General features: G+C 70.2%; 18 protein-coding genes. 5 read left to right on the top strand and 13 right to left on the bottom strand.

Features of this window, described 5'->3' with window-relative positions; translation table 11 throughout:
• Positions 1 to 17 precede the first annotated feature (17 nt).
• Both AB6A66_RS14445 and AB6A66_RS14440 read left to right on the top strand, forming a co-directional pair.
• A complete protein-coding gene (locus AB6A66_RS14445) occupies positions 18 to 602 on the top strand; it encodes a uracil-DNA glycosylase family protein (protein ID WP_371056446.1) in 585 nt (194 codons plus the stop codon).
• Positions 599 to 1,393 (top strand): SseB family protein, encoded by a 795-nt coding sequence (locus AB6A66_RS14440; protein WP_371056445.1) that lies wholly within the window; start codon positions 599 to 601, stop codon positions 1,391 to 1,393. Before AB6A66_RS14445 ends, AB6A66_RS14440 begins: the two co-directional genes overlap by 4 nt.
• A 4-nt stretch (positions 1,394 to 1,397) precedes the next feature.
• On the opposite strand, the gene AB6A66_RS14435 is transcribed toward AB6A66_RS14440, so the two are convergent.
• The 7 genes from AB6A66_RS14435 to htpX all read right to left on the bottom strand — a co-directional run bounded on the left by AB6A66_RS14435 (position 1,398) and on the right by htpX (position 9,279).
• Positions 1,398 to 2,408: a 2-hydroxyacid dehydrogenase gene (locus tag AB6A66_RS14435; RefSeq protein ID WP_371056444.1), complete on the bottom strand. Its 1,011-nt coding sequence runs from the start codon at positions 2,406 to 2,408 to the stop codon at positions 1,398 to 1,400.
• 22 nt (positions 2,409 to 2,430) lie between these two features.
• The gene (gene rodA, locus AB6A66_RS14430; protein WP_371056443.1) at positions 2,431 to 3,570 is read right to left on the bottom strand and encodes a rod shape-determining protein RodA; all 1,140 of its coding nucleotides are present in this window, start codon (positions 3,568 to 3,570) and stop codon (positions 2,431 to 2,433) included.
• A complete protein-coding gene (gene mrdA / locus AB6A66_RS14425) occupies positions 3,567 to 5,510 on the bottom strand; it encodes a penicillin-binding protein 2 (RefSeq protein WP_371056442.1) in 1,944 nt (647 codons plus the stop codon). Before mrdA ends, rodA begins: the two co-directional genes overlap by 4 nt.
• A complete protein-coding gene (locus AB6A66_RS14420) occupies positions 5,507 to 6,046 on the bottom strand; it encodes a rod shape-determining protein MreD (RefSeq protein WP_371037559.1) in 540 nt (179 codons plus the stop codon). Before AB6A66_RS14420 ends, mrdA begins: the two co-directional genes overlap by 4 nt.
• Positions 6,039 to 6,986 carry a rod shape-determining protein MreC gene (gene mreC / locus AB6A66_RS14415; RefSeq protein ID WP_371037558.1) on the bottom strand — a complete coding sequence of 316 codons (948 nt, stop codon included), beginning with the start codon at positions 6,984 to 6,986 and terminating at the stop codon, positions 6,039 to 6,041. Before mreC ends, AB6A66_RS14420 begins: the two co-directional genes overlap by 8 nt.
• 86 nt (positions 6,987 to 7,072) lie before the next feature.
• The gene (locus tag AB6A66_RS14410; RefSeq protein WP_371037557.1) at positions 7,073 to 8,119 is read right to left on the bottom strand and encodes a rod shape-determining protein; all 1,047 of its coding nucleotides are present in this window, start codon (positions 8,117 to 8,119) and stop codon (positions 7,073 to 7,075) included.
• Positions 8,120 to 8,394: 275 nt separating this feature from the next.
• Positions 8,395 to 9,279: a zinc metalloprotease HtpX gene (gene htpX / locus AB6A66_RS14405; protein WP_371056441.1), complete on the bottom strand. Its 885-nt coding sequence runs from the start codon at positions 9,277 to 9,279 to the stop codon at positions 8,395 to 8,397.
• A 156-nt stretch (positions 9,280 to 9,435) separates the two neighbouring features.
• On the opposite strand from htpX, the gene AB6A66_RS14400 reads away from it, so the two are divergent.
• Positions 9,436 to 11,937 carry an FAD-dependent oxidoreductase gene (locus AB6A66_RS14400; protein ID WP_371056440.1) on the top strand — a complete coding sequence of 834 codons (2,502 nt, stop codon included), beginning with the start codon at positions 9,436 to 9,438 and terminating at the stop codon, positions 11,935 to 11,937.
• 154 nt (positions 11,938 to 12,091) lie between these two features.
• Entirely contained in the window at positions 12,092 to 12,514 is a 423-nt protein-coding gene (locus AB6A66_RS14395; protein WP_371037554.1) for a cytochrome c, read from the top strand.
• 91 nt (positions 12,515 to 12,605) lie between these two features.
• On the opposite strand, the gene AB6A66_RS14390 is transcribed toward AB6A66_RS14395, so the two are convergent.
• From AB6A66_RS14390 to AB6A66_RS14365, 6 genes are all read right to left on the bottom strand, one after another.
• Complete coding sequence (locus AB6A66_RS14390; protein ID WP_371037553.1) at positions 12,606 to 12,944, bottom strand: carboxymuconolactone decarboxylase family protein; 339 nt, start codon at positions 12,942 to 12,944, stop codon at positions 12,606 to 12,608.
• Between the two features lie 71 nt (positions 12,945 to 13,015).
• Positions 13,016 to 13,675: a DUF938 domain-containing protein gene (locus AB6A66_RS14385; protein WP_371056439.1), complete on the bottom strand. Its 660-nt coding sequence runs from the start codon at positions 13,673 to 13,675 to the stop codon at positions 13,016 to 13,018.
• 102 nt (positions 13,676 to 13,777) lie between these two features.
• Positions 13,778 to 14,851 (bottom strand): BMP family ABC transporter substrate-binding protein, encoded by a 1,074-nt coding sequence (locus AB6A66_RS14380; RefSeq protein ID WP_371056438.1) that lies wholly within the window; start codon positions 14,849 to 14,851, stop codon positions 13,778 to 13,780.
• Between the two features lie 32 nt (positions 14,852 to 14,883).
• Positions 14,884 to 15,807, bottom strand: a complete 924-nt coding sequence (locus AB6A66_RS14375; RefSeq protein WP_371056437.1) for an ABC transporter permease — start codon at positions 15,805 to 15,807, stop codon at positions 14,884 to 14,886.
• Positions 15,807 to 16,892 (bottom strand): ABC transporter permease, encoded by a 1,086-nt coding sequence (locus tag AB6A66_RS14370; RefSeq protein WP_371056436.1) that lies wholly within the window; start codon positions 16,890 to 16,892, stop codon positions 15,807 to 15,809. Before AB6A66_RS14370 ends, AB6A66_RS14375 begins: the two co-directional genes overlap by 1 nt.
• Positions 16,893 to 16,919: 27 nt before the next feature.
• Positions 16,920 to 18,452 carry an ABC transporter ATP-binding protein gene (locus AB6A66_RS14365; RefSeq protein ID WP_371056435.1) on the bottom strand — a complete coding sequence of 511 codons (1,533 nt, stop codon included), beginning with the start codon at positions 18,450 to 18,452 and terminating at the stop codon, positions 16,920 to 16,922.
• A 170-nt stretch (positions 18,453 to 18,622) separates the two neighbouring features.
• Between AB6A66_RS14365 and dnaE the strand changes: the two genes are divergently transcribed.
• Positions 18,623 to 22,129, top strand: coding sequence for a DNA polymerase III subunit alpha (dnaE, locus tag AB6A66_RS14360; protein ID WP_371056434.1), 3,507 nt, complete (start codon positions 18,623 to 18,625; stop codon positions 22,127 to 22,129).
• Positions 22,130 to 22,256 lie beyond the last annotated feature (127 nt).

Here is a 22,256-nt window from a genome sequence, read left to right as displayed (position 1 = left end):
GCCCTATGTCGGTCGCCATGGACGCAACACTCGATCGTATTCGCTCCTGCCGCCTCTGCGAAGACCGTTTCGCCGCGACCGCCACGGCGCACGCTCCGCGCCCGGTGCTGCAGGCGCGGCCCTCGGCGCGGCTGCTGATCGCCGGGCAGGCGCCGGGCCAGCGCGTGCACCGCTCGGGCCGGCCCTTCACCGACCCGTCGGGGGACCGCCTGCGCGCCTGGACGGGGCTCGACGCGGCCACGTTCTACGACGCCGACCGGGTCGCGATCCTGCCCATGGCCTTCTGCTTTCCGGGTTACGACGCGAAGGGCGCGGACCTGCCGCCGCCGCCCCTCTGCGCGCGCACCTGGCGGGAGGAGGCGCTGGGCGCGCTGCCCGGGCTGCGGCTCGTGCTGCTGGTGGGCGGGCACGCGCAGCGCTGGCATCTGGGCACCCGCGCCGGCGTGACCGAGACGGTCGCCGACTGGCGGCGCCACCTGCCGGGCGCGATCCCGCTGCCGCACCCCTCATGGCGCAACACGGCATGGCTCAATCGCAACCCGTGGTTCGAGGACGAACTCGTGCCCGAGCTTCGCCGCCGCGTGGCCGAGGCCCTGGCATGAGCCGTTTGGAAACGCCGCTCGACCATGCCCACGCGGCGATGGACGCCGCGCCGGAGGACGCCGCCGCGCGCCTGCGCTTCTACGACCGGCTGGCGGCGGCGGAACTCGTGCTGATGCTCGATGGCGAGCCCGAGGGCGACGATATCCGCCCCGCGCTTTTCGAGCTGGAGGAGGGCCCGGTTGCCCTCGTCTTCGACCGCGAAGAGCGCCTCGCGGCCTTCGCCGGGGCGGCCGCGCCCTACGCGGCGCTGCCGGGGCGGGCGCTTGCGGGGATGCTTGCGGGGCGCGGCATCGGGCTGGGCCTCAACCTCGAGGTCGCGCCGTCCTCGATCCTGCTGCCGGCGGCGGCGATCGACTGGCTGGCCGAGACCGCCGCCGCGGCGCCGGCGGAGATCGAGGCGCGGCCCGAGGCGATCTACCCGCCGGGCGGCCTGCCCGAGGGTCTTCTGGAGGCGCTCGACGCGCGGCTCGCGGCGGCGGCCGGCCTCGCCCGCGCCGCCTATCTCGCGCGGGCCGAGTATGCGGGCGGCGGGAGCGGGCACATGCTCGCCTTCCTCGGCGCGCGCCCCGGGGCCGAGCCCGCGCTCGCCCGCTCGGTCGCCGAGGCGCTGGCCTTTTCGGGCATCGAGGCGGGTTGGCTCGACGTGGCGTTCCTCGACGACGCCGATCCGCTCGCGGCGCGGCTCGCCGACTGCGCGCTGAGGTTCGACCTGCCGGAGCCCGCGCCCGCCGAGCGCCCGGCGCCGCGCCCGCCCGGCTCCGATCCCGACGCGCCGCCGCGACTGCGCTAGCGGCTCAGTACCCCAGGGCGCGGTCCACGAGGTGCAGCAGCGGCTCGCCCGCCTCGCCGCGGCGGATGTTCTCCGCGATGACCCGGGCGGCCGAGGCGGGCCGCGTCTCGGACGCAATGTGCGGCGTCACCGTGACGTTGGGATGGCCCCAGAACGGGTGCTCGGGCGGCAGCGGCTCGGTCCGGAAGACGTCGAGCGTCGCATGGGCGAGGTGGCGGCGGTCGAGCGCCGCGATCAGCGCGTCGTCGTCNTCGGTCCGGAAGACGTCGAGCGTCGCATGGGCGAGGTGGCGGCGGTCGAGCGCCGCGATCAGCGCGTCGTCGTCGACGAGCGCGCCGCGCCCCGGGTTGATCACGACCGCGCCCTCGGGAAGCCGCGCGATGCGGCGCGCGTCGAGCAGGTTCTCGGTGGCCGCCGTGAGCGGCAGGAGCAGCACCAGGATCCGCGCCCGGGCGAGCGCGTCGCGTAGCCCCTCCTCGCCGTGCAGCGCCTCGACCCCGTCCACCTGCTTGGGCGAGCGGCTCCATCCCGTGACCGGGAAGCCCAGCCGGGCCAGCGCCTGACCGCAGGCCTTGCCCAGCGCGCCGAGCCCCAGGACGGTGACGGTGCGTTCGGTGGCCAGCGGCGGGGCGCCCGTGCGCCACACCCCGTCCTGGCCCATGACATGACGGTCCGTGCCGAGGTGATGGCGCAGCACATGCCCCGCCACCCATTCGACCATGCCCTGGGTCAGGCCCTCGTCGTCCACCATCCGGGCGAGCGGCTGGGTGAGAGTGGGGTTCTGCACCACGTCCTCGACCCCGGCCCAGAGGTTCAGCACCGCCTTGCAGCGGGTGTAGGGGGTGAAGTCGTCGAGCCCGGAGTTGGGCGCGTATATGATGTAGTCGACCTCTTCCGCCGCCGCCTCGGTCACCAGCCTGTAATCGAGACCCGTCGCGTCGAGCGCGGCGGTCAGGTGCGGCGCGTACTGGTCCCAGCGCTCGGATCTGGCGGAAAAGAGGACGGTGGTCGGCATGCGGCGCTCCCTGTGGTCCCCGTCACCGGGGCCGGTGGATGTGCGCGCTCTGTACCAGCCCGAAGCCCAGCATCAAGACCAGCATCGCCGAGCCGCCGTAGCTGACCAGCGGCAGCGGCACGCCGACGACCGGCGCGAGGCCCATCACCATGGACATGTTGACCGCGAAGTAGAGAAAGAAGGTGATCGCGACGCCGAAGATCATGAGGGAGGCGAACCGGTCGCGCGTCTGCAGCGCCGACACGATGCAGAAGACGAGAATCAGCGCGTAGAGCGCCAGAAGCGAGATGCCGCCGAGGAAGCCGAACTCTTCCGCGAGGGTGGTGAAGATGAAGTCGGTGTGCTTTTCCGGCAGGAAGTTGAGGCGCGTCTGCGTGCCCTGCATGAAGCCGCGCCCGCCCCATCCGCCCGAGCCGAGCGCGATCTTCGACTGGGTGATGTGGTAACCCGCGCCCAGCGGGTCCGAGGCCGGGTCGAGAAACGTGTCGATGCGCCGGAACTGGTAGTCCTTGAGAAGCTGCCAGTCCGTTCCCCGGCTTCGCAGGACGGCCGTCACGAGCCCGCCGCCCGCGGCGAGGACCCCGGCGAAATAGGCCCAGTGAACCCCGGCGATGAACATCACCAACCCGCCGCCCGAAAGCAGCAGGATCGCGGTGCCGAGATCCGGCTGGGCCAGCACCAGGGCGGTCGGCAGCAGCACGAAGAGCACGGGCACGATCACCCAGACCGGGTGCGACACCTTGTTGACCGGAAGCCAGTCGTAATAGGCCGCGAGCATCAGGACGAGCGTGATCTTCATGAGCTCCGAAGGCTGCAGCCGCATGAAGCCGAGGTCGATCCACCGCTGCGCGCCCATGCCGGTCACGCCGACGAGTTCCACCGCCACCAGCAGCAGGACCGAGATGGCATAGGCCAGCACCGACATGTTGCGCCAGAACCAGATCGGCACCATGGCCACGGCGATCATCAGCACCAGTCCGGCCGCGAAGCGTTTCATCTGCGGTTCGGCCCAGGGCGACAGGGAGCCGCCGGCGACGGAATAGAGCATCACCGCCCCGATCAGGGCCACCGCCACCAGCACCACGGCGAGCGGCCAGTTGAGATAGAGCAGCTTGCGCGGCCCCGAGGGCGTCGTCTTGACCGTATATTCGAGGTAACTCATGCGCGGTTCTGCCCCTCGCTGTCGCGGTCCTCGCGTTCGCGGGCGAGCCGCTCCTGCTGGGCGCGGATCCGGGAGCGGTCGGCGGCCGGATAGGCCTCGAGCGGCGGGTCGCCGCCATGCAGGGCCTGCAGCGTCACGTCCCGCGCGATCGGCGCCGCCGCGGTCGAGCCGCCGCCGCCATGCTCGACGACGACGGCGACGGCGATGCGGGGCGCCTCGAAGGGCGCGAAGTTCACGAAAAGCGCGTGATCGCGCCGCTTCCAGGGCAGGTCCTCGTTCCGGGTGACGCCGGCGCGCCGCTCCGCGGCGGTGATGTTGCGCACCTGGCTCGTGCCCGTCTTTCCGGCCATCCGCATCGCCTCCGCGACGATCCGCGATCCGAAGGCGGTGCCCCGCCGGTTGTTCGTGGCCGCGAACATCGCGGCCCGGATCCGGCGCAGGTGGTTCTCGTTGAGGCCGAGCGATGCGCCCGTCCGCGCCGCCTCGTCGACCCCGTTCACCGATTTCAGCAGCCGGGGTTCGATCTCGCGGCCGGTGGCGAGCCGCGCGGTCATCACGGCAAGCTGAAGCGGCGAGGACAGCACGTAGCCCTGCCCGATCGAGGCGTTGACCGTGTCGCCGATGCGCCATTGCGCACCCCGCGTGCGCGCCTTCCAGTCGCGGTCGGGCACCAGCCCCTCGGCAACGGCGGACATCGGAATGTCGTAGGCCGTGCCCAGGCCCAGCTTGCGCGCCATCGCCGAGATATTGTCGATGCCCACCTTGAGCGCGAGGTCGTAGAAGTAGACGTCGCAGCTTTCCTTCAGCGCCTCTTCCAGGTTCATGTGCCCGTGGCCCACGCGCTTCCAGCAGTGAAAGCGCCGCCCGCCCACTTCCATGTGGCCGGGGCACCAGACGGTTTCCTCGGCCGACATGACCCCGGCCTCCAGCGCGGCGAGCGCCGTGACCATCTTGAAGGTGGACCCGGGCGGGTAGGCGTCCTGCACCGTCTTCGAGGCGAGCGGCCGGCGCTCGTTGTCGCGCAGCGCGGCATAGTCGGCCACCGAGATGCCGCGCACGAACTTGTTGGGATCGTAGGAGGGCGCCGAGGCGATGGACAGAAGATCGCCGTTCGTCACGTCCATCACCACGACGCTCGCGCTTTCTTTGCCGAGACGCGCGCGCACGTAGCCCTGCAACGCGCTGTCGAGGGTCAGCTGGACGTCGGCGCCCGGCTCGCCGTCCCGGCGGTCGAGTTCGCGCATCACGCGCCCGGCGGCGTTCACCTCGACGCGGCGCGTGCCCGCGCGGCCGCGCAGCGCCTGTTCGAGGCGCGCCTCGACGCCCACCTTGCCGATCTGGAACCGGGGGATGCGCAGCACCGGCTCGGGGTCGGCATAGCGGGCGAGGTCGCGGTCGCTCACCGGGCCGACATAGCCAACGACATGGGCGAAATCCTCGACCGAGGGGTAGAGCCGTGACAGGCCGACCTCGGGCGTGACGCCGGGCAGCGCCGGGGCGTTCACCGCCACGCGGCTGATCTCTTCCCACGAGACGCGGTCGGCCACCGTCACGGGCAGGAAGGGGGCGGAGCGGGCCATTTCGGCCATCGCGCGCTCCAGCGCCTCGTCCTCGAGCCGCACGATCCGGGCGAGCCGGGCGAGCACCGCCTCGACGTCGCCCGCGTCCTCGCGCACGATCGTGATGCGGTAGGACGGCTCGTTCACGGCCAGCGGGCGGCCCTCGCGGTCGTAGATCCGGCCCCTGCGGGGCGGGATCAGCCTTATGTTGATCCGGTTTTCCTCGGCCAGAAGCCGGAACTCATCGGCTTGATCGACCTGCATGTAGCGCATCCGCAGCGCCAGCGCGCCGATGAACCCGGCCTGCAGGCCGGCCACGACGAGGCCACGCCGGGTGATGCGGCGCACGCTGAGGTCGGTGTCTTTCTGCGAGCGTCTCATGCGCCGATCCCCCGCGTGTCCAGGTCGGATGCCGCCGGCTTCTGCAGCCCGAAGAACAGATAGCAGATGCCGACCACCACGGGGTAGACCGCCATGGTCATCAGCAACTGCATCAGGTGGAGGCCGAGCGGGGGCTGCGCGACCGCCAGCAGGTTCAGCACGACGCGGTAGCCCAGCGAAACCACCACGATCACGGAGGCGACGCTCAGCCATTCGGTCAGGAACGAATCGTCGCGCAGCTCCGGCGCGCGGCGCTTCAGCCACTCGGCCCCGAGCACGACGAGCGCGGCGAGAAGGCCGGGCGGGCGCTGCAACAGAAGATCCGCGAGAAGCATCATTGCCGCCACCGACAGGGCCGGCACGAAATCGGGCCGCCGCACCGCCCAGGCGAAGGTGAGCGCGACGAGAAGATCCGGCGGCGCCCAGCGCGGTGTCCCCGTGTCGAGGGGCAGGAGCTGGAAGAACAGGATCAGCAGGCCGAGCGCCAGGTAGCTGGCGCGGCGCATCCAGAGACCGAAGCCGCGCGTGTCAGCCATCGCCGCCGGCCTCCGCCGCCGGGTCGGCTGCGCGCGCCTCAGGCCTCTCGGCGCCGGCCACGGGCTCGGGCGCGGGCCTGGCCTCCGGCACGATCAGCGCGCCGGTGCCGCTGATCGTCCGTGCGTTGTGGTTGCGCAGCACGCGCAGGAACTCCAGCCGCTGGTAGTCCGCGGCCAGACGGACCCGCAGCCGCCCTTGCGGATCCTCCGCGACCTGGCCGATCAGCAGCCCCGGAGGGAACACGTCGGCATCCCCGGAAGACACGATCCGGTCGCCCGGACGCACCGCCGCCTCGTTCTCGATGAAATCGAGAAGCGGCGCGGCGGAGTTGTCGCCCGCCACCAGCGCGCGCTGGCCCGAGGGCTGGATCACCGCCGGGATGCGCGAGGAACTGTCGGTCAGCAGGATCACACGGCTGGTGCGCTCGCCCACGCCCGAGACGCGGCCGACAAGACCGAGACCGTCCATCGTGGCCCACCCGTCCATGATGCCGTCCCGCGCGCCGACGTTCAGCAGGACCGACTGCCGGAACGGCGAGCCGGAATCGGCCAGCACCACGCCGGTGACATGGGTGAGGCGGGGATCGATGCGGACGTTGTTCAGGTCGCGCAGCCGCGCGTTCTCCTGCTCGAGCTGGAGCGCCGCCTCCTTCCAGGCCTTCATCTGCTGAAGCTCCCGCCGCAGCTCGCGGTTCTGGGAATGGATGCGCTGGTAGCTCTGGAAGTCGCGGAAGAGGTTCACCGTGGCGGTGACCGGCGCCATCGCCCAGTCGAAGGAGGGCATCACGCTGTCCACCACGTCGGCGCGGAAGCGCTCGACCCTCGGGCTGTCGATGCGCCAGACGAGGAAGATGCCGAGCAGCGAAAACAGGATGATCCCGAGAAGCAGACGCCTCAGCGGGTTCGCGAAGTCCTCGCCGTTGCCCTTTTCCCTTGCCAAGACGCTTTCGCCTCCGTGCGGTGCGGGCTGCCCCTGCTCAGTCTAGCGCCCCGCGCCGCGCCTGCAAAATCACGATGGGCCGCGGCCTAGCTGTCGTAGTCGATCGCGTGGCGAAGCTGCTTTTCGTACTCGAGCGCCTTGCCCGTGCCGAGCGCCACGCAGTTCAGGCTTTCGTCGGCGATGGAGACGGCGAGCCCCGTCTGCTCGCGCAGCGCGAGGTCGAGATCGCCCAGAAGCGCGCCGCCGCCGGTCAGCATCACGCCCCGGTCCACGATGTCGGCCGCAAGGTCGGGCGGCGTTGCCTCGAGCGCCGTCATCACCGCCTCGCAGATCTGCTGCACCGGCTCGGCGAGCGCCTCGGCCACCTGCGCCTGGCTGATCTCGGTCTCCTTCGGAACGCCGTTCAGAAGGTCGCGCCCGCGGATCTGCATCGATGCGCCGCGCCCGTCGTCGGGCATCCGCGCCGTGCCGATGGAGGTCTTGATGCGCTCGGCGGTGGACTCGCCCACGAGGATGTTCTGCTGGCGCCGCAGGTAGTTCACGATCGCCTCGTCCATGCGGTCGCCGCCGACGCGGATCGACCGGGCGTAGACGATGTCGCCCAGCGACAGCACCGCGACCTCCGTGGTGCCGCCGCCGATGTCGACCACCATGCTGCCAGTGGGGTCGGTGATCGGCATGCCCGCGCCGATCGCCGCCGCGATCGGCTCGGCGATCAGCCCCGCCTTGCGGGCGCCGGCCGACAGCACCGACTGCCGGATCGCGCGCTTTTCCACCGGGGTGGCGCCGTGGGGCACGCAGACGATGATCTTGGGCTTGGAGAAGGTGGAGCGCTTGTGCACCTTCCTGATGAAGTGCTTGATCATCTCCTCGGCCACGTCGAAATCGGCGATCACGCCTTCGCGCATCGGGCGGATCGCCTCGATCGAGCCCGGCGTGCGGCCGAGCATCAGCTTGGCGTCCTCGCCCACGGCGAGCACCTTCTTGACCCCGTCCTTGACGTGGTAGGCCACCACCGACGGCTCCGAGAGGATGATCCCGCGTCCCTTGACGTAGACCAGCGTGTTCGCGGTGCCGAGGTCGATGGCCATGTCCTGAGAGAACATGCCGGTCAGGTTTGACAGTCCGAACATTTGCAGCCGGGGACCCCGCTCGATCTATTGCAGACGGTCCGCGTCCCCGAGGGGCGCGGACCACGCGCCGTTATAGGCCCCCGCGCTCCTGCAAGAAAGGGCCAGCGCGCGCGGGGTCGGCGCGAATTTGCCCAGAGCCCGGAAATATCACATATGCGATCCCATCTGCCCAAAATACCCCGATCCGAGGGAGTGGGAATGCAGAATCCCGACCTTGTGCCTCGGGCGGTCTTGGGCGCGACCGCTGGGTCGGCGCTGTCCCGGCGAAAGGCTGATCAGCTCCAGGGACCGCTGCGGGCGGGTCTGGCGGGGCCCGCGCTGCCCAAGCCCGCTGCCATGGCCTTCAACGCGGCGATGCGATTCTCGGTCGCCGGGTGCGTCGCGAAGAGGTTGTCGTGTCTGTGGGCGTGCAACGGGTTCACGATGAACATGTGCGCGCTGCCCGGGTTGCGCTCGGCCGAGTTCATGTCGATGCGCGCGGCCAGGCCCGAGATCTTCGCCAGCGCCGAGGCGAGCCAGAGAGGCTGGCCCGCGATCTCGGCGCCAATGCGGTCGGCCTCGTATTCCCGTGTGCGGCTGATCGCCATCTGAACGAGCCCCGCGGCGAGCGGCGCCAGGATCATCGTGGCCAGCACGCCGAGGATCCCCATCCCGTTGTCGCGGCCGCCGCGGAAGAAGAAGGCGAAATTGGCCAGCATGGTGATCGCGCCGGCGAGCGTCGCCGTCACTGTCATGATGAGGGTGTCGCGGTTGCGGATATGGGCGAGTTCGTGCGCCATCACGCCGGCCACCTCTTCGCGCGAGAGCGCGCGCAGCAGGCCGGTGGTGGCCGCCACCGCCGCGTTTTCGGGGTTGCGGCCCGTGGCGAAGGCGTTGGGCTGATCGTCATCGACGAGGTAGACGGCGGGCATCGGCATCCCCGCCCTCCCGGCGAGGTCCTCCACCATGCCGACGAGATCCGGCGCGGACGCCTTCGTCACCAGCCGCGCGTTGTGGGCCCGCAGCACGGCCTTGTCGGAGCCCCACCAGGCGTAGAGGTTCATGCCCGCGGCGATGACGAGGGCGATCACCATCCCCGCCTCTCCGCCAAGCGCGAGCCCCGCGAGACCGAAAAGCGCGGTCATCGCGGCCAGAAGCATTGCGGTGCGGACGAGTGCCATCTGCGTCTCCATGCGTGTCTCGCTGCAGATATGGAGAAACCGCCATGCTTTCCAAGATCGGGACACGTCGCTTTTTCCCTCCCGGGCGTCGCGCGTGCGCGCTGTCCGCCGTCCTTGCGGCGCTAGGAAGCGACAAGTTTCAGAAGGAGTGACGGCATGAAGACGGATGTGAAGGCGCTTGTCGTCGGTGGCGGCGCGATCGGCGCCTCGATCGCCTATCACCTCGCCCGTGCGGGGTGGTCCGACGTGATGCTGCTGGAGCGGGACGAGCTGACCTCGGGCTCGACCTGGCACGCCGCGGGGCTGCTGCCGCTCTTCAACATGTCCTACGCCGTGAGCCACATCCACGACTACAGCGTGAAGTTCTACAAGACGCTGGAGGAGGAGACCGGCCTCAACGCCGGATTCTATGTCGTGGGCAACCTGCGCATGGCCCAGACCGACGCGCGCATGGACGAGTACATGCTCTATGCCACGACCGCCGAGACGGCGGGCATCCATTACGAGTGGATGACACCGGCCCAGATCAAGGAGCGCTGGCCGCTGGTCAACACCGAGGACCTGAAGGGCGCGATCTACCACCCCGAGGACGGCTACATCAATCCGGCCGACGTGACCCAGGCGATGGCCAAGGGCGCGCGCCAGCGCGGCGTCACCGTGGAGCGCAAGTGGCAGGTCGACGGCTACGCGTGGCGCGGCGATCACTGGGACGTCACCTGCACGAAGATGATCGAGAAGGGCGGCAACCTCGTGCCCTCCGAAGAGCAGGTGGTGGTGAAGGCCGAGCATGTCGTCACCGCGACGGGCAACCACGCCCAGCGCACCGCGCGCCTTCTCGGCATCAAGATGCCGGCCATCCCGGTGGAGCACCAGTACATCGTGACCGAGCCCGACCCGGCGCTCGTGGAGTGGCGCAAGGCCGGCAACCCCGAGCACCCCGTGCTGCGCGATGCCGACGCGAAGTGGTATGTCCGCGAGGAGCGCGGCGGCTGGATCCTCGGACCCTACGAGCGCAATGCCCCCGCGTGCTTCGAATACGGCGTGCCCGACAGTTTCCGCGCCGATCTGTTCCCCCTCGATCTCGAGCGTATCGAGGAGGAATACATGTCCATGATCCACCGCATCCCGTCCTCCGAGACGGTGGGCCTCAAGGACGACTACAACGGCCCGATCTGCTACACGCCCGACGGCAATCCGCTTGTGGGCCCCGCGCCGGGCCTGCGCAACATGTGGCTGGCCGAGGGGTTCAGCTTCGGCATCACCGCCGCCGGCGGCACCGGCAAGTATCTCGCGGACGTGATGGTGCATGGCGAGGCCGAGATCGACATGGCCTCGCTCGACCCGCGCCGCTATGGCGACTGGATGACGACGGAATACGCCGCCCGCAAGAACGAGGAGGCCTACGAGCACGTCTACATCCTGCACCACCCCGACGAGGAGCGGGCGGCCTGCCGCCCGCTGCGCACCGCGCCCGCCTACGACCGTCAGAAGGCCCGCGGCGCGCAGTTCGGCCACGTGAACGGATGGGAGCGCCCGAACTATTTCGGCCCGCTGGATGCGCCCGAGGATTTCGATCACGACGCCCGCAGCTTCCGCCGCGGCGGCTGGTGGCCCCATGCCGTCGAGGAGGCGAAGGCGATCCGCGAGGGTGTCGGCCTGATCGACGCGACGGCCTTCACCAAGCACCTCGTGCGCGGGCCGGGCGCGACGGCCTTCCTCGACTGGTTCACCTGCAACCGGCTTCCGAAGGTGGGACGCATCAACCTGACCTACGCGCTGACCGAGGCGGGCACGACGCACACGGAATACACCATCGTGCGGCTGGCCGAGGACGAGTACTACCTCGTCTCCGCCGGGGCGTGGACCGCCTATGACGGGGATTACCTGCGCAAGTCCGCCCTGGACAAGCGCGAGGAGTTCGGCTGGATCGACATCCACGACGTCACCACGCAATGGGGCGTCTTCGCCGTCGCGGGGCCCAAGTCGCGCGATCTGCTGCGCGAGGTAGTGAAGGACGCCGACCCCGCGACCGTGCTGGGCAACAAGCGCTTCCCCTGGCTTTCCATGCGCGAGATCGAGCTCGGCATGTGCCCGGTGCGGGCGATCCGCGTGGCCTACACCGGCGAGCTGGGCTGGGAATTGCACCACCCCGTGGAGATGCAGAACTATCTTTTCGATCTGCTGGAAAAGGCGGGCGAGCCGCACGGGCTGAAGCTTGTCGGCGCGCGGGCGCAGAACTGGCTTCGCCAGGAGAAGAGCTACCGCGCCTTCGGCCATGAGCTGGGCCGCGACGCGACCCCGCTCGAGGCCGACCTGCCGCGCTTCGTGGACCTGTCCAAGGAGTTCCGCGGCAAGGCGGCGATGGAGGCCACCGGCATTCGCTCGAAATGCGTGACCGTTCTCGTCGACGGTCCCGAGGATGCCGATCCCTGGGGGCGCGAGGCGCTTTACGCGGGCGAGGAGCGCGTCGGCCGGCTGACCTCGGGCGGCTATTCCGTGGCCTTCGGCAAGTCGATCGGCATGGGCTACGTCAAGCCTGAACACGCCGCGCCCGGCACGAAGCTCAAGGTCCGGATGCTGGACCGGCTCTGGGACGCGGAGGTTCAGCCCGACAGCCCCTTCGATCCCGAGAACGCCCGCATCCGCGTGGACGGCTGAGACCCCGACGAAGGCGCGCGCACCCGATACCGGGCGGCGTGCCTTCGTCGCGACAGCGCCAGCCCGTCGTTGACAACGGTCAATGATCGGGGCGCAGCGGCGCGACTAGCTTTCGCGGGTGGCCGGGGTTGCCGCTTTCGAAGGAATCGACGTGATGAAACTGAAGCAGGTTCTGGCCGCAGGCTTCGCCGCCGCAGCCTTCGTATCGGGCGCGGCGGCGCAAGACATGACGCTGGGCGAACGGGAATACATGGAAAGCTGCGCGGTCTGTCATGGCGCGGGCGGCAAGGGGGATGGCGTGCTCGCGGGATACCTCAACACGGGCATGCCGGATCTGACGGCGTTGCAGACGGCCAATGGCGGGGTGTTCCCGGTGCGGCACGTCTTCGACGTGATCTCGAACTCGGTGGAGGTGGGCGCCCACGGCACGACCGACATGCCCGCCTGGGGCACGCGCTACAAGTATCGCGCCGACCGGGCGCTGGGCGAATTCGCGGGTCTCGCGGACCGCGAAGCCTTCGTGCAGGCCCGCATCCTCGCGCTGGTGGAGCATATCGCATCGCTCCAGGCGGAGTAGCGGGCGATCATGGCGGTGGGGCGGCGCTCACCGGGGACGCGCCGTCCGCCGCCCTTTCATGCCGCGCATGCCGCCCGGTGCGCCGGTGCTTTCAGCCCTCGGCGAGCGCGTCGTAGACGTCGAGCGCCTTGGCCGCGTACATCATCGAGGGCCCGCCGCCCATCTGCACGCACATGCCGAGGACCTCCGCGATCTCGTCGCGGGTCGCGCCTTCCTTCACCAGCGCCTCGATGTGAAAGAGGATGCAGTCCTCGCATTTCGTCGCCACCGCGATGCCGAGCGCCACGAACTCCTTGGTCTTGAAATCTACGGCCCCGCTTTCCTTCACGGATTTGCCCAGCGCGCCGAAGGCGCGCGCCGTTTCGGGGATGGCCTTGTTGAGGCTGCGCAGGTGCTCGCGGGTCCGGTCGAGCTTGGCGGTCCAGTCCATGGGCGGGGTCCTTCTTTCCTGGGGTTCGCCCGGTCCAGACCACGCCGCCGAAGTCGCCGCCTTGATCCTGATCAGGAGTCGCGCCCGGCGACGAGGCCGAGATTGTTGGCGGGCATCTCGATCGCCGCGCGGGGCGTGAGGCCGGCCGCGATCATCATGTCGAGCGTGTCGAAATCGTCCTTGTAGCCGATCTCGGGGTCGGCGGCGGCGAGCCGCGCGTGAAAGGCGCGGTCCCCCTCCGACGTCAGCTCGCCCGCGCGCATGAACGGCCCGTAGACGATGAGCGTGCCCCCCGGTGACAGGGCGCGCGCGGCTTCGTGGACCAGCGTTTCGCACTCCGGCGACGAGACGAGGTGGAACAGATTGATGACGACGACGAGGTCGCGCGGCCCGTGCGCGTCCGCCCAGCCCGGCGCGGTCGCGTCGAGGGTGACCGGGGCGCGCAGATTGGGCAGCGCGGCCTCTGCCGCCCAAGCGCGGATCGAGGCCAGCCGGGCCGGGTCGATGTCGCTCGGCTGCCAGTCGAGCGCGGGCAGGCGTCGCGCCAGCGCCACGGCGTGCTGCCCGGTCCCCGACGCAAGCTCGAGCGCGCGGCCCGAGGCGGGCGCGAACTCGGCCACGAGGTCCGCGATCGGGCCCGCGTTGCGTTCAGCGGCGGGTGCGCAGAGTTTCTCGCCGTCTTGCGGGGCGGCGACGGAGGCGGCATCGGGAAGGTTGGATCGGCGGGGCATCGCGGCGGTCCGTTGCGGCTGTGGCGGGACGATCTGGCCGGAGGTCGCGGGCAAGCGCGAGGGGCGCCCGCGACCGGGCGCCCCCTGGCCATGGAAGGGCGATCAGTTCGGGATGTCGCCGGTCAACCCCTCGACGTAGAAGTCCATGCCCAGCAGCGTGCCATCGTCGGCCACCTCGCCCTCGGCAAGCCAGGCGGTGCCGTCCTGCCGGTTCAGCGGGCCGGTGAAGGCATGATATGCGCCCGACGCGATCTCGTCGCGCAGCGCCAGCGCCTCCGCGCGCACCTCTTCCGGGACGGCGTCGGTGATCTCGCCGATCACGACCATCTCCTCGCCGATCCCGTGCCAGGTGTCGGTGCTCTCCCACGTGCCGTCCAGCACGGCCTGCACGCGGTCGATGTAGTAGGGGCCCCAGTTGTCGATGATCGACGACACGCGGGGCGTGGGCTTGTACTCGGCCATGTCCGAGGCCTGCCCGAAGCCGATCACGCCGCCCGCGCTTTCCGCCGCGGCCAGCGGGGCGGTCGAATCGGTGTGCTGCAGGATCACGTCGGCGCCCTGCTCGATCAGCGCCTGCGCGGCGTCGGCCTCCTTGGCAGGGTCGAACCATGTGTAGGCCCAGACGACGCGGAACTGCACGTCCGGGTTGGCCTTCCGCGCGTGGATGAAGGCCGAGTTGATGCCGCGGATGACCTCGGGGATCGGGTAGGAGGCGATGTAGCCCACCACGTCCGACTCGGTCATCCTGCCCGCGATGTGGCCCAGAACCGCGCGGCCCTCGTAGAACCGGGCCGAGTAGGTGGAGACGTTGTCGGCCCGCTTGTAGCCGGTGGCATGCTCGAACTTCACGTCCGGAAAGCGCTCGGCGACGTTGAGCGTCGGGTCCATGTAGCCGAAGGATGTGGTGAAGATGAGGTCCGCGCCGGAGAGAGCCATCTGGCTCATCACGCGCTCGGAATCCGCACCCTCGGGCACGCTTTCCTGGTAGACGGTCTCGACGCGGTCGCCGAAATGCTCCTCCACCGCCAGTCGCCCCTCGTTGTGGGTGTAGGTCCAGCCGCCGTCGCCGATGGGGCCGACATAGACGAATCCCACCTTGAGGGGGTCGTCCTGCGCGGACACGGGAAGCGCGAGCGCGATGGCCGCCGCTGCGGAAAGAAGGGTTCTGCGGTTCATGAGATGTCTCCCTGTTGCTTTTGTCGAACGCCTCAGTTCGAGGCGTGGAAGATGCGGCCCAGCGCCGCCGGGGCGCCATGCGTCCCGCGCGCCGAGATGAGCACGAGCACGAGGATCGTTACCAGATAGGGCGAAGCCGACAAGAGCGCGACGGGCACGTCCGCCCCGGCGGCCTGCAGGTTCAGTTGCAGCACGCTGACCCCGCCGAAAAGATAGGCGCCGATCAGGATGCGCCCGGCCCGCCAGGACGCGAAGACCACGATGGCGAGCGCGATCCACCCGGCGCCGGCCGTCATGCCCTCGGTCCATTGCGGCACGCGGACGAGCGAAAGATAAGCACCCCCGAGCCCGGCGCAGGCGCCCCCGAAAAGGATCGCGAGAAGCCGCACCCGCACGACCTTGTAGCCGAGCGCGTGGGCGGCCTCGGCGCTTTCTCCCACGGCGCGCAGGACGAGCCCTCCGCGGGTGAGGCGCAGGAAGACCCAGACCGCGGCGACGATCGCGAGGCTCAGATAGACGATCGGATCGTGCGCGAAGAGCGCGCGGCCGAGATACGGGATCTCGGAGAGCGGCCCGAGATCCAGCCGCGGCGTGGGCGGCGCCTTCATCCCCTCGAACGGCTTGCCGATGAGCGCCGACAGCCCGAGCCCCGCGAGCGTCAACGCGAGGCCGGTGGCCACGTGATTGGCGAGGAAGAACTGCGTCAGCACGCCGAAGGCGAGGCTCAGGCCCGCGCCCGCCGCGGCCGCGGCCAGGAAGCCGAGCGCGGGGTTGCCGCTCGTGACCGCCACGGCGAAGCCCATCACCGCGCCGGTGATCATCATCCCCTCCACCCCGAGGTTCAGCACGCCCGACCGCTCGGCCACGAGTTCCCCGATCGCGGCGAGCAGGATCGGCGTCGCGGAGACGATGATCGCCGCGGTGAACACCGCCGGCTGGATCGCGCCGAGATCCATCACCCCACCTCCCGCCGGCCGATCCGGATCCGGTAGTTGGCGAACACGTCCGCGGCCAGCAGGAAGAAAAGCAGCATTCCCTGGAAGAGCTGGATCGCGGCGGCGGGCAGCCCGAGCATCAGCTGCGCGAGTTCGCCGCCGATGTAGGTGAGCGCCATCAGTAGCCCCGCGGCGAGGATGCCGATCGGGTTGAGCCGGCCGAGGAAGGCCACGATGATCGCGGTGAAGCCGTAGCCCGAGCCGAAGTCGATGGTGATCTGCCCGGCGGGTCCCGTGACCTCGAAGAGCCCCGCCATGCCGGCCAGCGCGCCGGCAAGCCCGAGGCTGACGAGGGTGATGCGCGCCGCGTTCACGCCCGAAAACCGCGCCGCGCGCGGCGCCGCGCCCATGAGCTGGATCTGGAAGCCGAGGATATGGCGCGCCATCAGCACCTGCGCCGCGATCACGGCGGCGAAGGCCGCGACGACGCCCCAATGCATGCCGGTCCCGGCGACGAGTTCGGGATTGGCGGTCGCCTCCCACTGCGCGAGGTTGCGCGAGCCCGGAAAGCCCATGCCCTCGGGGTTCTTGAGAAGGCCCGAGGAGGCCGAGGCCAGCACCGCCTCGGCCACGTAGACCAGCATGAGCGACACGAGGATCTCGTTGGTGCCGAAGCGCACGCGAAGCAGGGCGGGGATCATCCCCCAGGCGAAGCCGCCCGCCGCGCCGGCCAGAACGGCAAGCGGGAAGATGAGGGGCGAGGCGGACGGGTAGAAGGCCAGCGCCGCGCCCGCCCCGCAGATCGCGCCGATGATGTATTGCCCCTCGGCGCCGATGTTCCACACCCCCGCGCGGAAGCCGATGGCAAGCCCGATGGCGATCAGGATGAGCGGCCCGGCCTTCACCAGAAGTTGCGGCCGCGAATAGGCGGCGAATTGCGGATGGAAGAGCGGATCCCAGAAGATGACGCGGATCGCCTCCAGCGGATCCGCGCCAAGCGCCGCGAAGAGCGCCCCGCCGGCGAGCATGGTCAGCGCGACCGCGATGACGGGCGCGCCCGCGGTCCAGCCGCGCGAGGGCTGCGGGCGTTTTTCTAGCGCGATCATGAGCCGGTCACCTGGCGCGTCCGCGGTTCACTGCGCCACATGCGCCACCTCCATGTCGTGGGCGCCGCCCATCATCAGGCCGATGCGTTCCCGGTCGAGTTCGCCCACGGGGTGCACCGCGCTCAACCGTCCGGCGTTGAGCGCGCCGAACCGGTCGGAGATCTCCATCAGCTCGTCGAGATCCTGGCTGATCACGATAACGGCCGCGCCCCGGGCGGCCATGTCCATGAGCGCCTGCCGGATCGTCGCGGCCGCGGCCGCGTCGACGCCCCAGGTCGGCTGGTTCACGACAAGCGCGACCGGCGTCTGCAGCAACTCCCGCCCGATCACGAATTTCTGCAGGTTGCCGCCCGAAAGCGCCCGCGCCGCGACCTCGGGCCCCGGCGTGCGCACGTCGAAGCGGGCGATCACCTCCTCGGCGAAGCGCCGCGCGGCGCCCCAGTCGATCATCCCGCGCGGCGCCAGCCCGCGTGTCGCGGCCGCGGTCAGAAGCGCGTTGCGGGTCAGGCTCATCTCGGGCACGGCGGCGTGGCCGAGACGTTCCTCCGGCGCGCTGGCAAGGCCGAGGGCCCGGCGCTGGGCGGGCCCGAGCGCGCCCACGTCGCGGCCCTGCAGGAAAACCGCGCCCCGCGGCGCGCGCCGTTCGCCCGAGAGCGCGGCAAGAAGCTCTTCCTGCCCATTGCCGGCCACGCCGCCGATCCCCAGCACCTCGCCCTGCCGGAGGGCGAAACTCACGTCGCGAAGCGCGGTGCCGAAATCTCCCGGCGCCGGAAGCGAAAGACCGCGTGCCTCCAGCGCGACCTCGCCCGTGTCGCGGCGCGCGCGGGCCGTGGCATCGAAGGCGCCGCCCACCATCGCCTCGGCCATCTCGCGTGCCGTGCTCTGCCGCGGGTCGGGGCGGGCCACCACCCGCCCGCGACGCAGGATCGTCGCGCGGTCGCAGAGCGCGCGGATCTCCTCGAGCTTGTGCGAGATGTAGAGGATCGACGTCCCCTCCGCGGCCAGCTTGCGCAACGTCTCGAACAGGATCTCCGTTTCCTGCGGCGTCAGCACCGATGTCGGTTCATCCATGATCAGAAGCCGGGGCTCCTGCAGCAGGCAGCGCACGATCTCCACGCGCTGCCGCTCGCCCGCCGAGAGCGTGCCCACGGTCCGCGCCGGGTCGAGCGGCAGACCGTAGAGCTGCGAGACCTCGGCGATCCGCTGCGCCAGCGCGCGGGGCGGCGGCGAGGTCTCCATCCCGAGCGCGATGTTCTCGGCCACCGCGAGCGCGTCGAAGAGCGAGAAATGCTGGAACACCATGGCCACGCCCGCCGCGCGGGCCGCGCGGGGTTCCGGCGGGGCGTAGGGGGCGCCGCGCAGCGTCATGCGCCCCGCGTCGGGCTGCACGAGCCCGTAGATCATCTTCACCAGCGTCGTCTTGCCGGCGCCGTTCTCGCCCAGGAGCGCGTGCACCTCGCCCGCCGCGATCTCGAGCGAGACGTCGTCGCAGGCGCGCACGCCGGGATAGATCTTGGTGAGCCCCTCGAGGCTCAGAACGCTCTGGCCCGCCCTGGTCAAATCTCTCGTCTCCGCCGCGCCGGTCACCGTCCGCTTTAGCCCGATCCCGCCACGCTCCGCAATCGCGCTGCCGCCTGCGCGCGGTCCCCGGCCACGCCGGTGCGCGCGAAACGGGCGGCGCGCGGCGGCGGGCGCTTGCGCGCGCCGCCGCTTTCGGCGAGTCTCTCGCCATGACCGAGCCGCTCTTCGTGCACCTGCGCCTTCACACCGAATACTCGCTTCTCGAAGGCGCCGTGCGTCTCAAGAAGCTGCCGGAGCTCTGCCGTGCCGCCGGGATGCCGGCGGTGGCCGTGACGGACACCAACAACCTCTTCTGCGCGCTTGAATTTTCCGTTTCCGCGCAGGGTGCGGGGATCCAGCCGATCCACGGCTGCCAGATCGATCTCGCCATCGCGGAGGCGGATCCGCTGGTGGCGCGCGGACAGCGGCCGAGGCCCGCGCCGCTGGTGCTGCTCGCGCAGTCCGAAGAGGGCTACGGCAACCTCATGAAGCTCAATTCCTGCCTCTACCTGCGGGGGGACGGGCAGGCGGCGCATGTCACGCTGGACGAGCTTGCACGCCACGGCGCGGGGCTCATCTGCCTTTCCGGCGGGCCGGAGGGCGCGGTGGGGCGGCTTCTGGCGCAGGGCAAGCGCGCCGAGGCGGAGGCGCTGATGCGCCGCCTGGGCGACATCTTCCCGAACCGCCTTTACGTCGAGCTCCAGCGCCACCCGGGCGAGCAGGGGCTGCCCGAGGCCGAGCGGCTGACCGAGCGCGGATTCGTCGAGATGGCCTACGGGATGGAGCTGCCGCTCGTCGCCACGAACGACGTGCATTTCGTGAAGGAGGAGCATTACGAGGCCCATGACGCGCTGATCTGCATCGCCGATGGCGCCTATGTCGACCAGCGCGAACCGCGCCGCCGCCTCACGCCGCAGCACTACTTCAAGTCGCCGCAGGAAATGGCGGCGCTTTTCGCCGACCTGCCCGAGGCGATCGAGAACACCGTCGAGATCGCCCGCCGCTGCGCCTTCATGGTCGAGAAACGCGACCCGATCCTGCCCCGCTTCGCCGCGGACGAGGTCGAGGAGCTGCGCCGCCAGGCGAAGGAAGGCCTTGCCGCGCGGCTTGCCGTGATCCCCCACGCCGCGCCCGTGGAGGACTACGAGAAGCGCCTCGAATTCGAGCTCGGTATCATCGAGAGCATGGGCTTTCCCGGCTATTTCCTGATCGTGGCCGATTTCATCAAGTGGGCCAAGGATGAGGATATCCCGGTGGGGCCGGGACGCGGGTCGGGGGCGGGCTCGCTCGTGGCCTACGCGCTCACCATCACGGACCTCGATCCGCTGCGCTATTCGCTTCTCTTCGAGCGATTCCTGAACCCCGAGCGGGTTTCCATGCCCGATTTCGACATCGACTTCTGCATGGACCGGCGCGAGGAGGTCATCGCCTACGTGCAGGAGAAATACGGGCGCGAGAAGGTGGCGCAGATCATCACCTTCGGCGCGCTTCTGTCGAAGGCCGCGGTGCGGGACGTGGGCCGCGTGCTGCAGATGCCCTACGGGCAGGTGGACAAGCTGTCGAAGCTCATCCCCATCGAGGGGGTGAAGCCCGTCTCCATCGAGAAGGCGCTGGAGGAGGAGCCGCGCCTGCACGAGGCCGCCCGCGCCGAGGAGGTGGTGGACCGGCTGCTGACCTATGGCCGCCAGCTCGAGGGGCTGCTCCGGAACGCCTCCACCCACGCGGCGGGGGTGGTGATCGGCGACCGGTCGCTCGACGAGCTGGTGCCGCTCTACCAGGATCCGCGTTCGGAAATGCCGGCCACCCAGTTCAACATGAAATGGGTGGAGCAGGCGGGGCTGGTGAAGTTCGACTTCCTCGGCCTCAAGACGCTTACCGTCATCCAGAACGCCATCGACCTCATCCGCGCCTCGGGGCGCGATCTGCACGTCGCGGCCGACGGGAGCGCGATCTACGAGCCCTTCGAGGGCGCGGAGAACGACATCGGGCAGATCCCGCTCGACGACGAGAAGACCTACGAGCTTTACGCAAGGGCGCGGACCGTGGCGGTGTTCCAGGTGGAAAGCTCGGGCATGATGGATGCCCTGAAGCGCATGAAACCCACCTGTATCGAGGACATCGTGGCGCTCGTGGCGCTCTACCGTCCGGGGCCGATGGAGAACATCCCGAAATACTGCGAGGTCAAGAACGGGCTGCGCGAGCGGGACTCGACCCACCCGCTGATCGACCACATCCTCGACGAGACGCAGGGCATCATCGTCTACCAGGAGCAGGTGATGCAGATCGCCCAGGAGATGGCGGGCTACTCGCTCGGGGGCGCGGATCTTCTGCGCCGCGCCATGGGCAAGAAGATCAAGGAGGCGATGGACGCCGAGCGCCCGAAGTTCATCGAGGGTGCGAAGAAGAACGGTGTCGACGACGCCAAGGCGCTCGAGGTCTGGAACCTTCTCGAGAAGTTCGCCAATTACGGCTTCAACAAGTCCCACGCCGCCGCCTACGCGGTGGTCAGCTACCAGACGGCCTGGCTCAAGGCGAACCACCCGGTCGAGTTCATGGCCGGCGTGATGAACTGCGACATCCACCTCACCGACAAGCTCGGCGTCTATTTCGAGGAGGTGAAGAAGGGCCTCGGCCTGCCCTGGGATCCGCCCTGCGTGAACCGCTCCGAGGCCACCTTCACCGTGCGCGAGGGCCGGCTGGTCTATGCGCTGGGCGCGCTCAAGAACGTGGGCGTGGAGGCGATGCGCCTCATCACCGAGGCTCGGGACGGGACGCCCTTCACCAGCATCTTCGATCTCGCACGCCGCGTGGACCTCAAGCGTATCGGCAAGCGCCCGCTCGAGATGCTGGCGCGCGCGGGCGGCTTCGACGCGCTCGACCCGAACCGCCGGCGCGTCCTCGAAAGCCTCGACGCGCTCGTCGCCTATTCCGCCGCGGTGCAGGAGCAGAAATCCTCCGCCCAGGTGTCGCTTTTCGGCGAGGCGGGCGAGGACCTGCCAGAGCCGCGGCTCGCGGGCGTGCCCGACTGGCTGCCCGCCGAGCGGCTGAACGAGGAGTTCGCGGCGGTGGGCTTCTACCTGTCGGGCCACCCGCTCGACGATTACATGGCGCCGCTGCGGCGAAAGGGTGTGCTGACGCTGGACGAGGTGACCGCGAAGGCCGAGCGCGGGCCCTGCCTGGTGAAGCTCGCCGGCGTCGTGGCAGGCCGGCAGGAGCGCAAGTCCGCGCGCGGCAACCGCTTCGCCTTCGCCCAGCTTTCCGACACCACGGGCGCCTACGAGGTGACGCTCTTCTCCGAGGCGTTGGAGGCCGCGCGCGAACACCTGGAGACGGGCGCGAAGGTGGTGGTCAGCGCCGAGGCGAGCATGGAGGCGGACCAGTTGAAACTTCTGGCCCGCGGGGTGACGCCGGTGGACGCGGCGGTGGCGGACGCGGGCGCCTCGTCGCTCAGGGTCTTCGTGGAGGCCGAGACGGCGGTGGGCGCGGTGGCGAGCGTGCTCGAGCAGGCCGCGCGCGAGGCGCGGCGCGCGGCGCGCGGCCAGGTCTACCTCTGCCTTCTCGCCGACGGCCTTCCGGGCGAGGTGGACGTGGAGCTTCCCGGCGAGTATCCCGTGACGCCGCAGGTCAAGGGCGCGATCAAGTCGCTTTCCGGCGTTTTGGATGTCGAGGAGGTCTGACCGCCGCACCGCGGGCGCGGCCGCGCTCGTGGCGCTGGCGGTCCTTGCAGGCTGCGGCGGCGACGCGCCGCGCGCCGAGGCGCCGGGCGCGGCCGCCCGCGGCGATGGCGACGCGAGGGCCGCCACC

Source organism: Rhodosalinus sp. K401 (genome assembly GCF_041365735.1).
Lineage (GTDB): Bacteria > Pseudomonadota > Alphaproteobacteria > Rhodobacterales > Rhodobacteraceae > Rhodosalinus.
This window is presented reverse-complemented; position numbering and strand designations above follow the sequence as displayed.

Coding starts and splice junctions, on each gene's coding strand:
- AB6A66_RS14445 (WP_371056446.1), top strand. CDS start 18: ATGGACGCAACACTCGATCGTATTCGCTCCTGCCGCCTCTGCGAAGAC.
- AB6A66_RS14440 (WP_371056445.1), top strand. CDS start 599: ATGAGCCGTTTGGAAACGCCGCTCGACCATGCCCACGCGGCGATGGAC.
- rodA (WP_371056443.1), bottom strand. CDS start 3,570: ATGAGTTACCTCGAATATACGGTCAAGACGACGCCCTCGGGGCCGCGC.
- mrdA (WP_371056442.1), bottom strand. CDS start 5,510: ATGAGACGCTCGCAGAAAGACACCGACCTCAGCGTGCGCCGCATCACC.
- AB6A66_RS14420 (WP_371037559.1), bottom strand. CDS start 6,046: ATGGCTGACACGCGCGGCTTCGGTCTCTGGATGCGCCGCGCCAGCTAC.
- AB6A66_RS14410 (WP_371037557.1), bottom strand. CDS start 8,119: ATGTTCGGACTGTCAAACCTGACCGGCATGTTCTCTCAGGACATGGCC.
- htpX (WP_371056441.1), bottom strand. CDS start 9,279: ATGGCACTCGTCCGCACCGCAATGCTTCTGGCCGCGATGACCGCGCTT.
- AB6A66_RS14400 (WP_371056440.1), top strand. CDS start 9,436: ATGAAGACGGATGTGAAGGCGCTTGTCGTCGGTGGCGGCGCGATCGGC.
- AB6A66_RS14395 (WP_371037554.1), top strand. CDS start 12,092: ATGAAACTGAAGCAGGTTCTGGCCGCAGGCTTCGCCGCCGCAGCCTTC.
- AB6A66_RS14390 (WP_371037553.1), bottom strand. CDS start 12,944: ATGGACTGGACCGCCAAGCTCGACCGGACCCGCGAGCACCTGCGCAGC.
- AB6A66_RS14385 (WP_371056439.1), bottom strand. CDS start 13,675: ATGCCCCGCCGATCCAACCTTCCCGATGCCGCCTCCGTCGCCGCCCCG.
- AB6A66_RS14380 (WP_371056438.1), bottom strand. CDS start 14,851: ATGAACCGCAGAACCCTTCTTTCCGCAGCGGCGGCCATCGCGCTCGCG.
- AB6A66_RS14375 (WP_371056437.1), bottom strand. CDS start 15,807: ATGGATCTCGGCGCGATCCAGCCGGCGGTGTTCACCGCGGCGATCATC.
- AB6A66_RS14370 (WP_371056436.1), bottom strand. CDS start 16,892: ATGATCGCGCTAGAAAAACGCCCGCAGCCCTCGCGCGGCTGGACCGCG.
- dnaE (WP_371056434.1), top strand. CDS start 18,623: ATGACCGAGCCGCTCTTCGTGCACCTGCGCCTTCACACCGAATACTCG.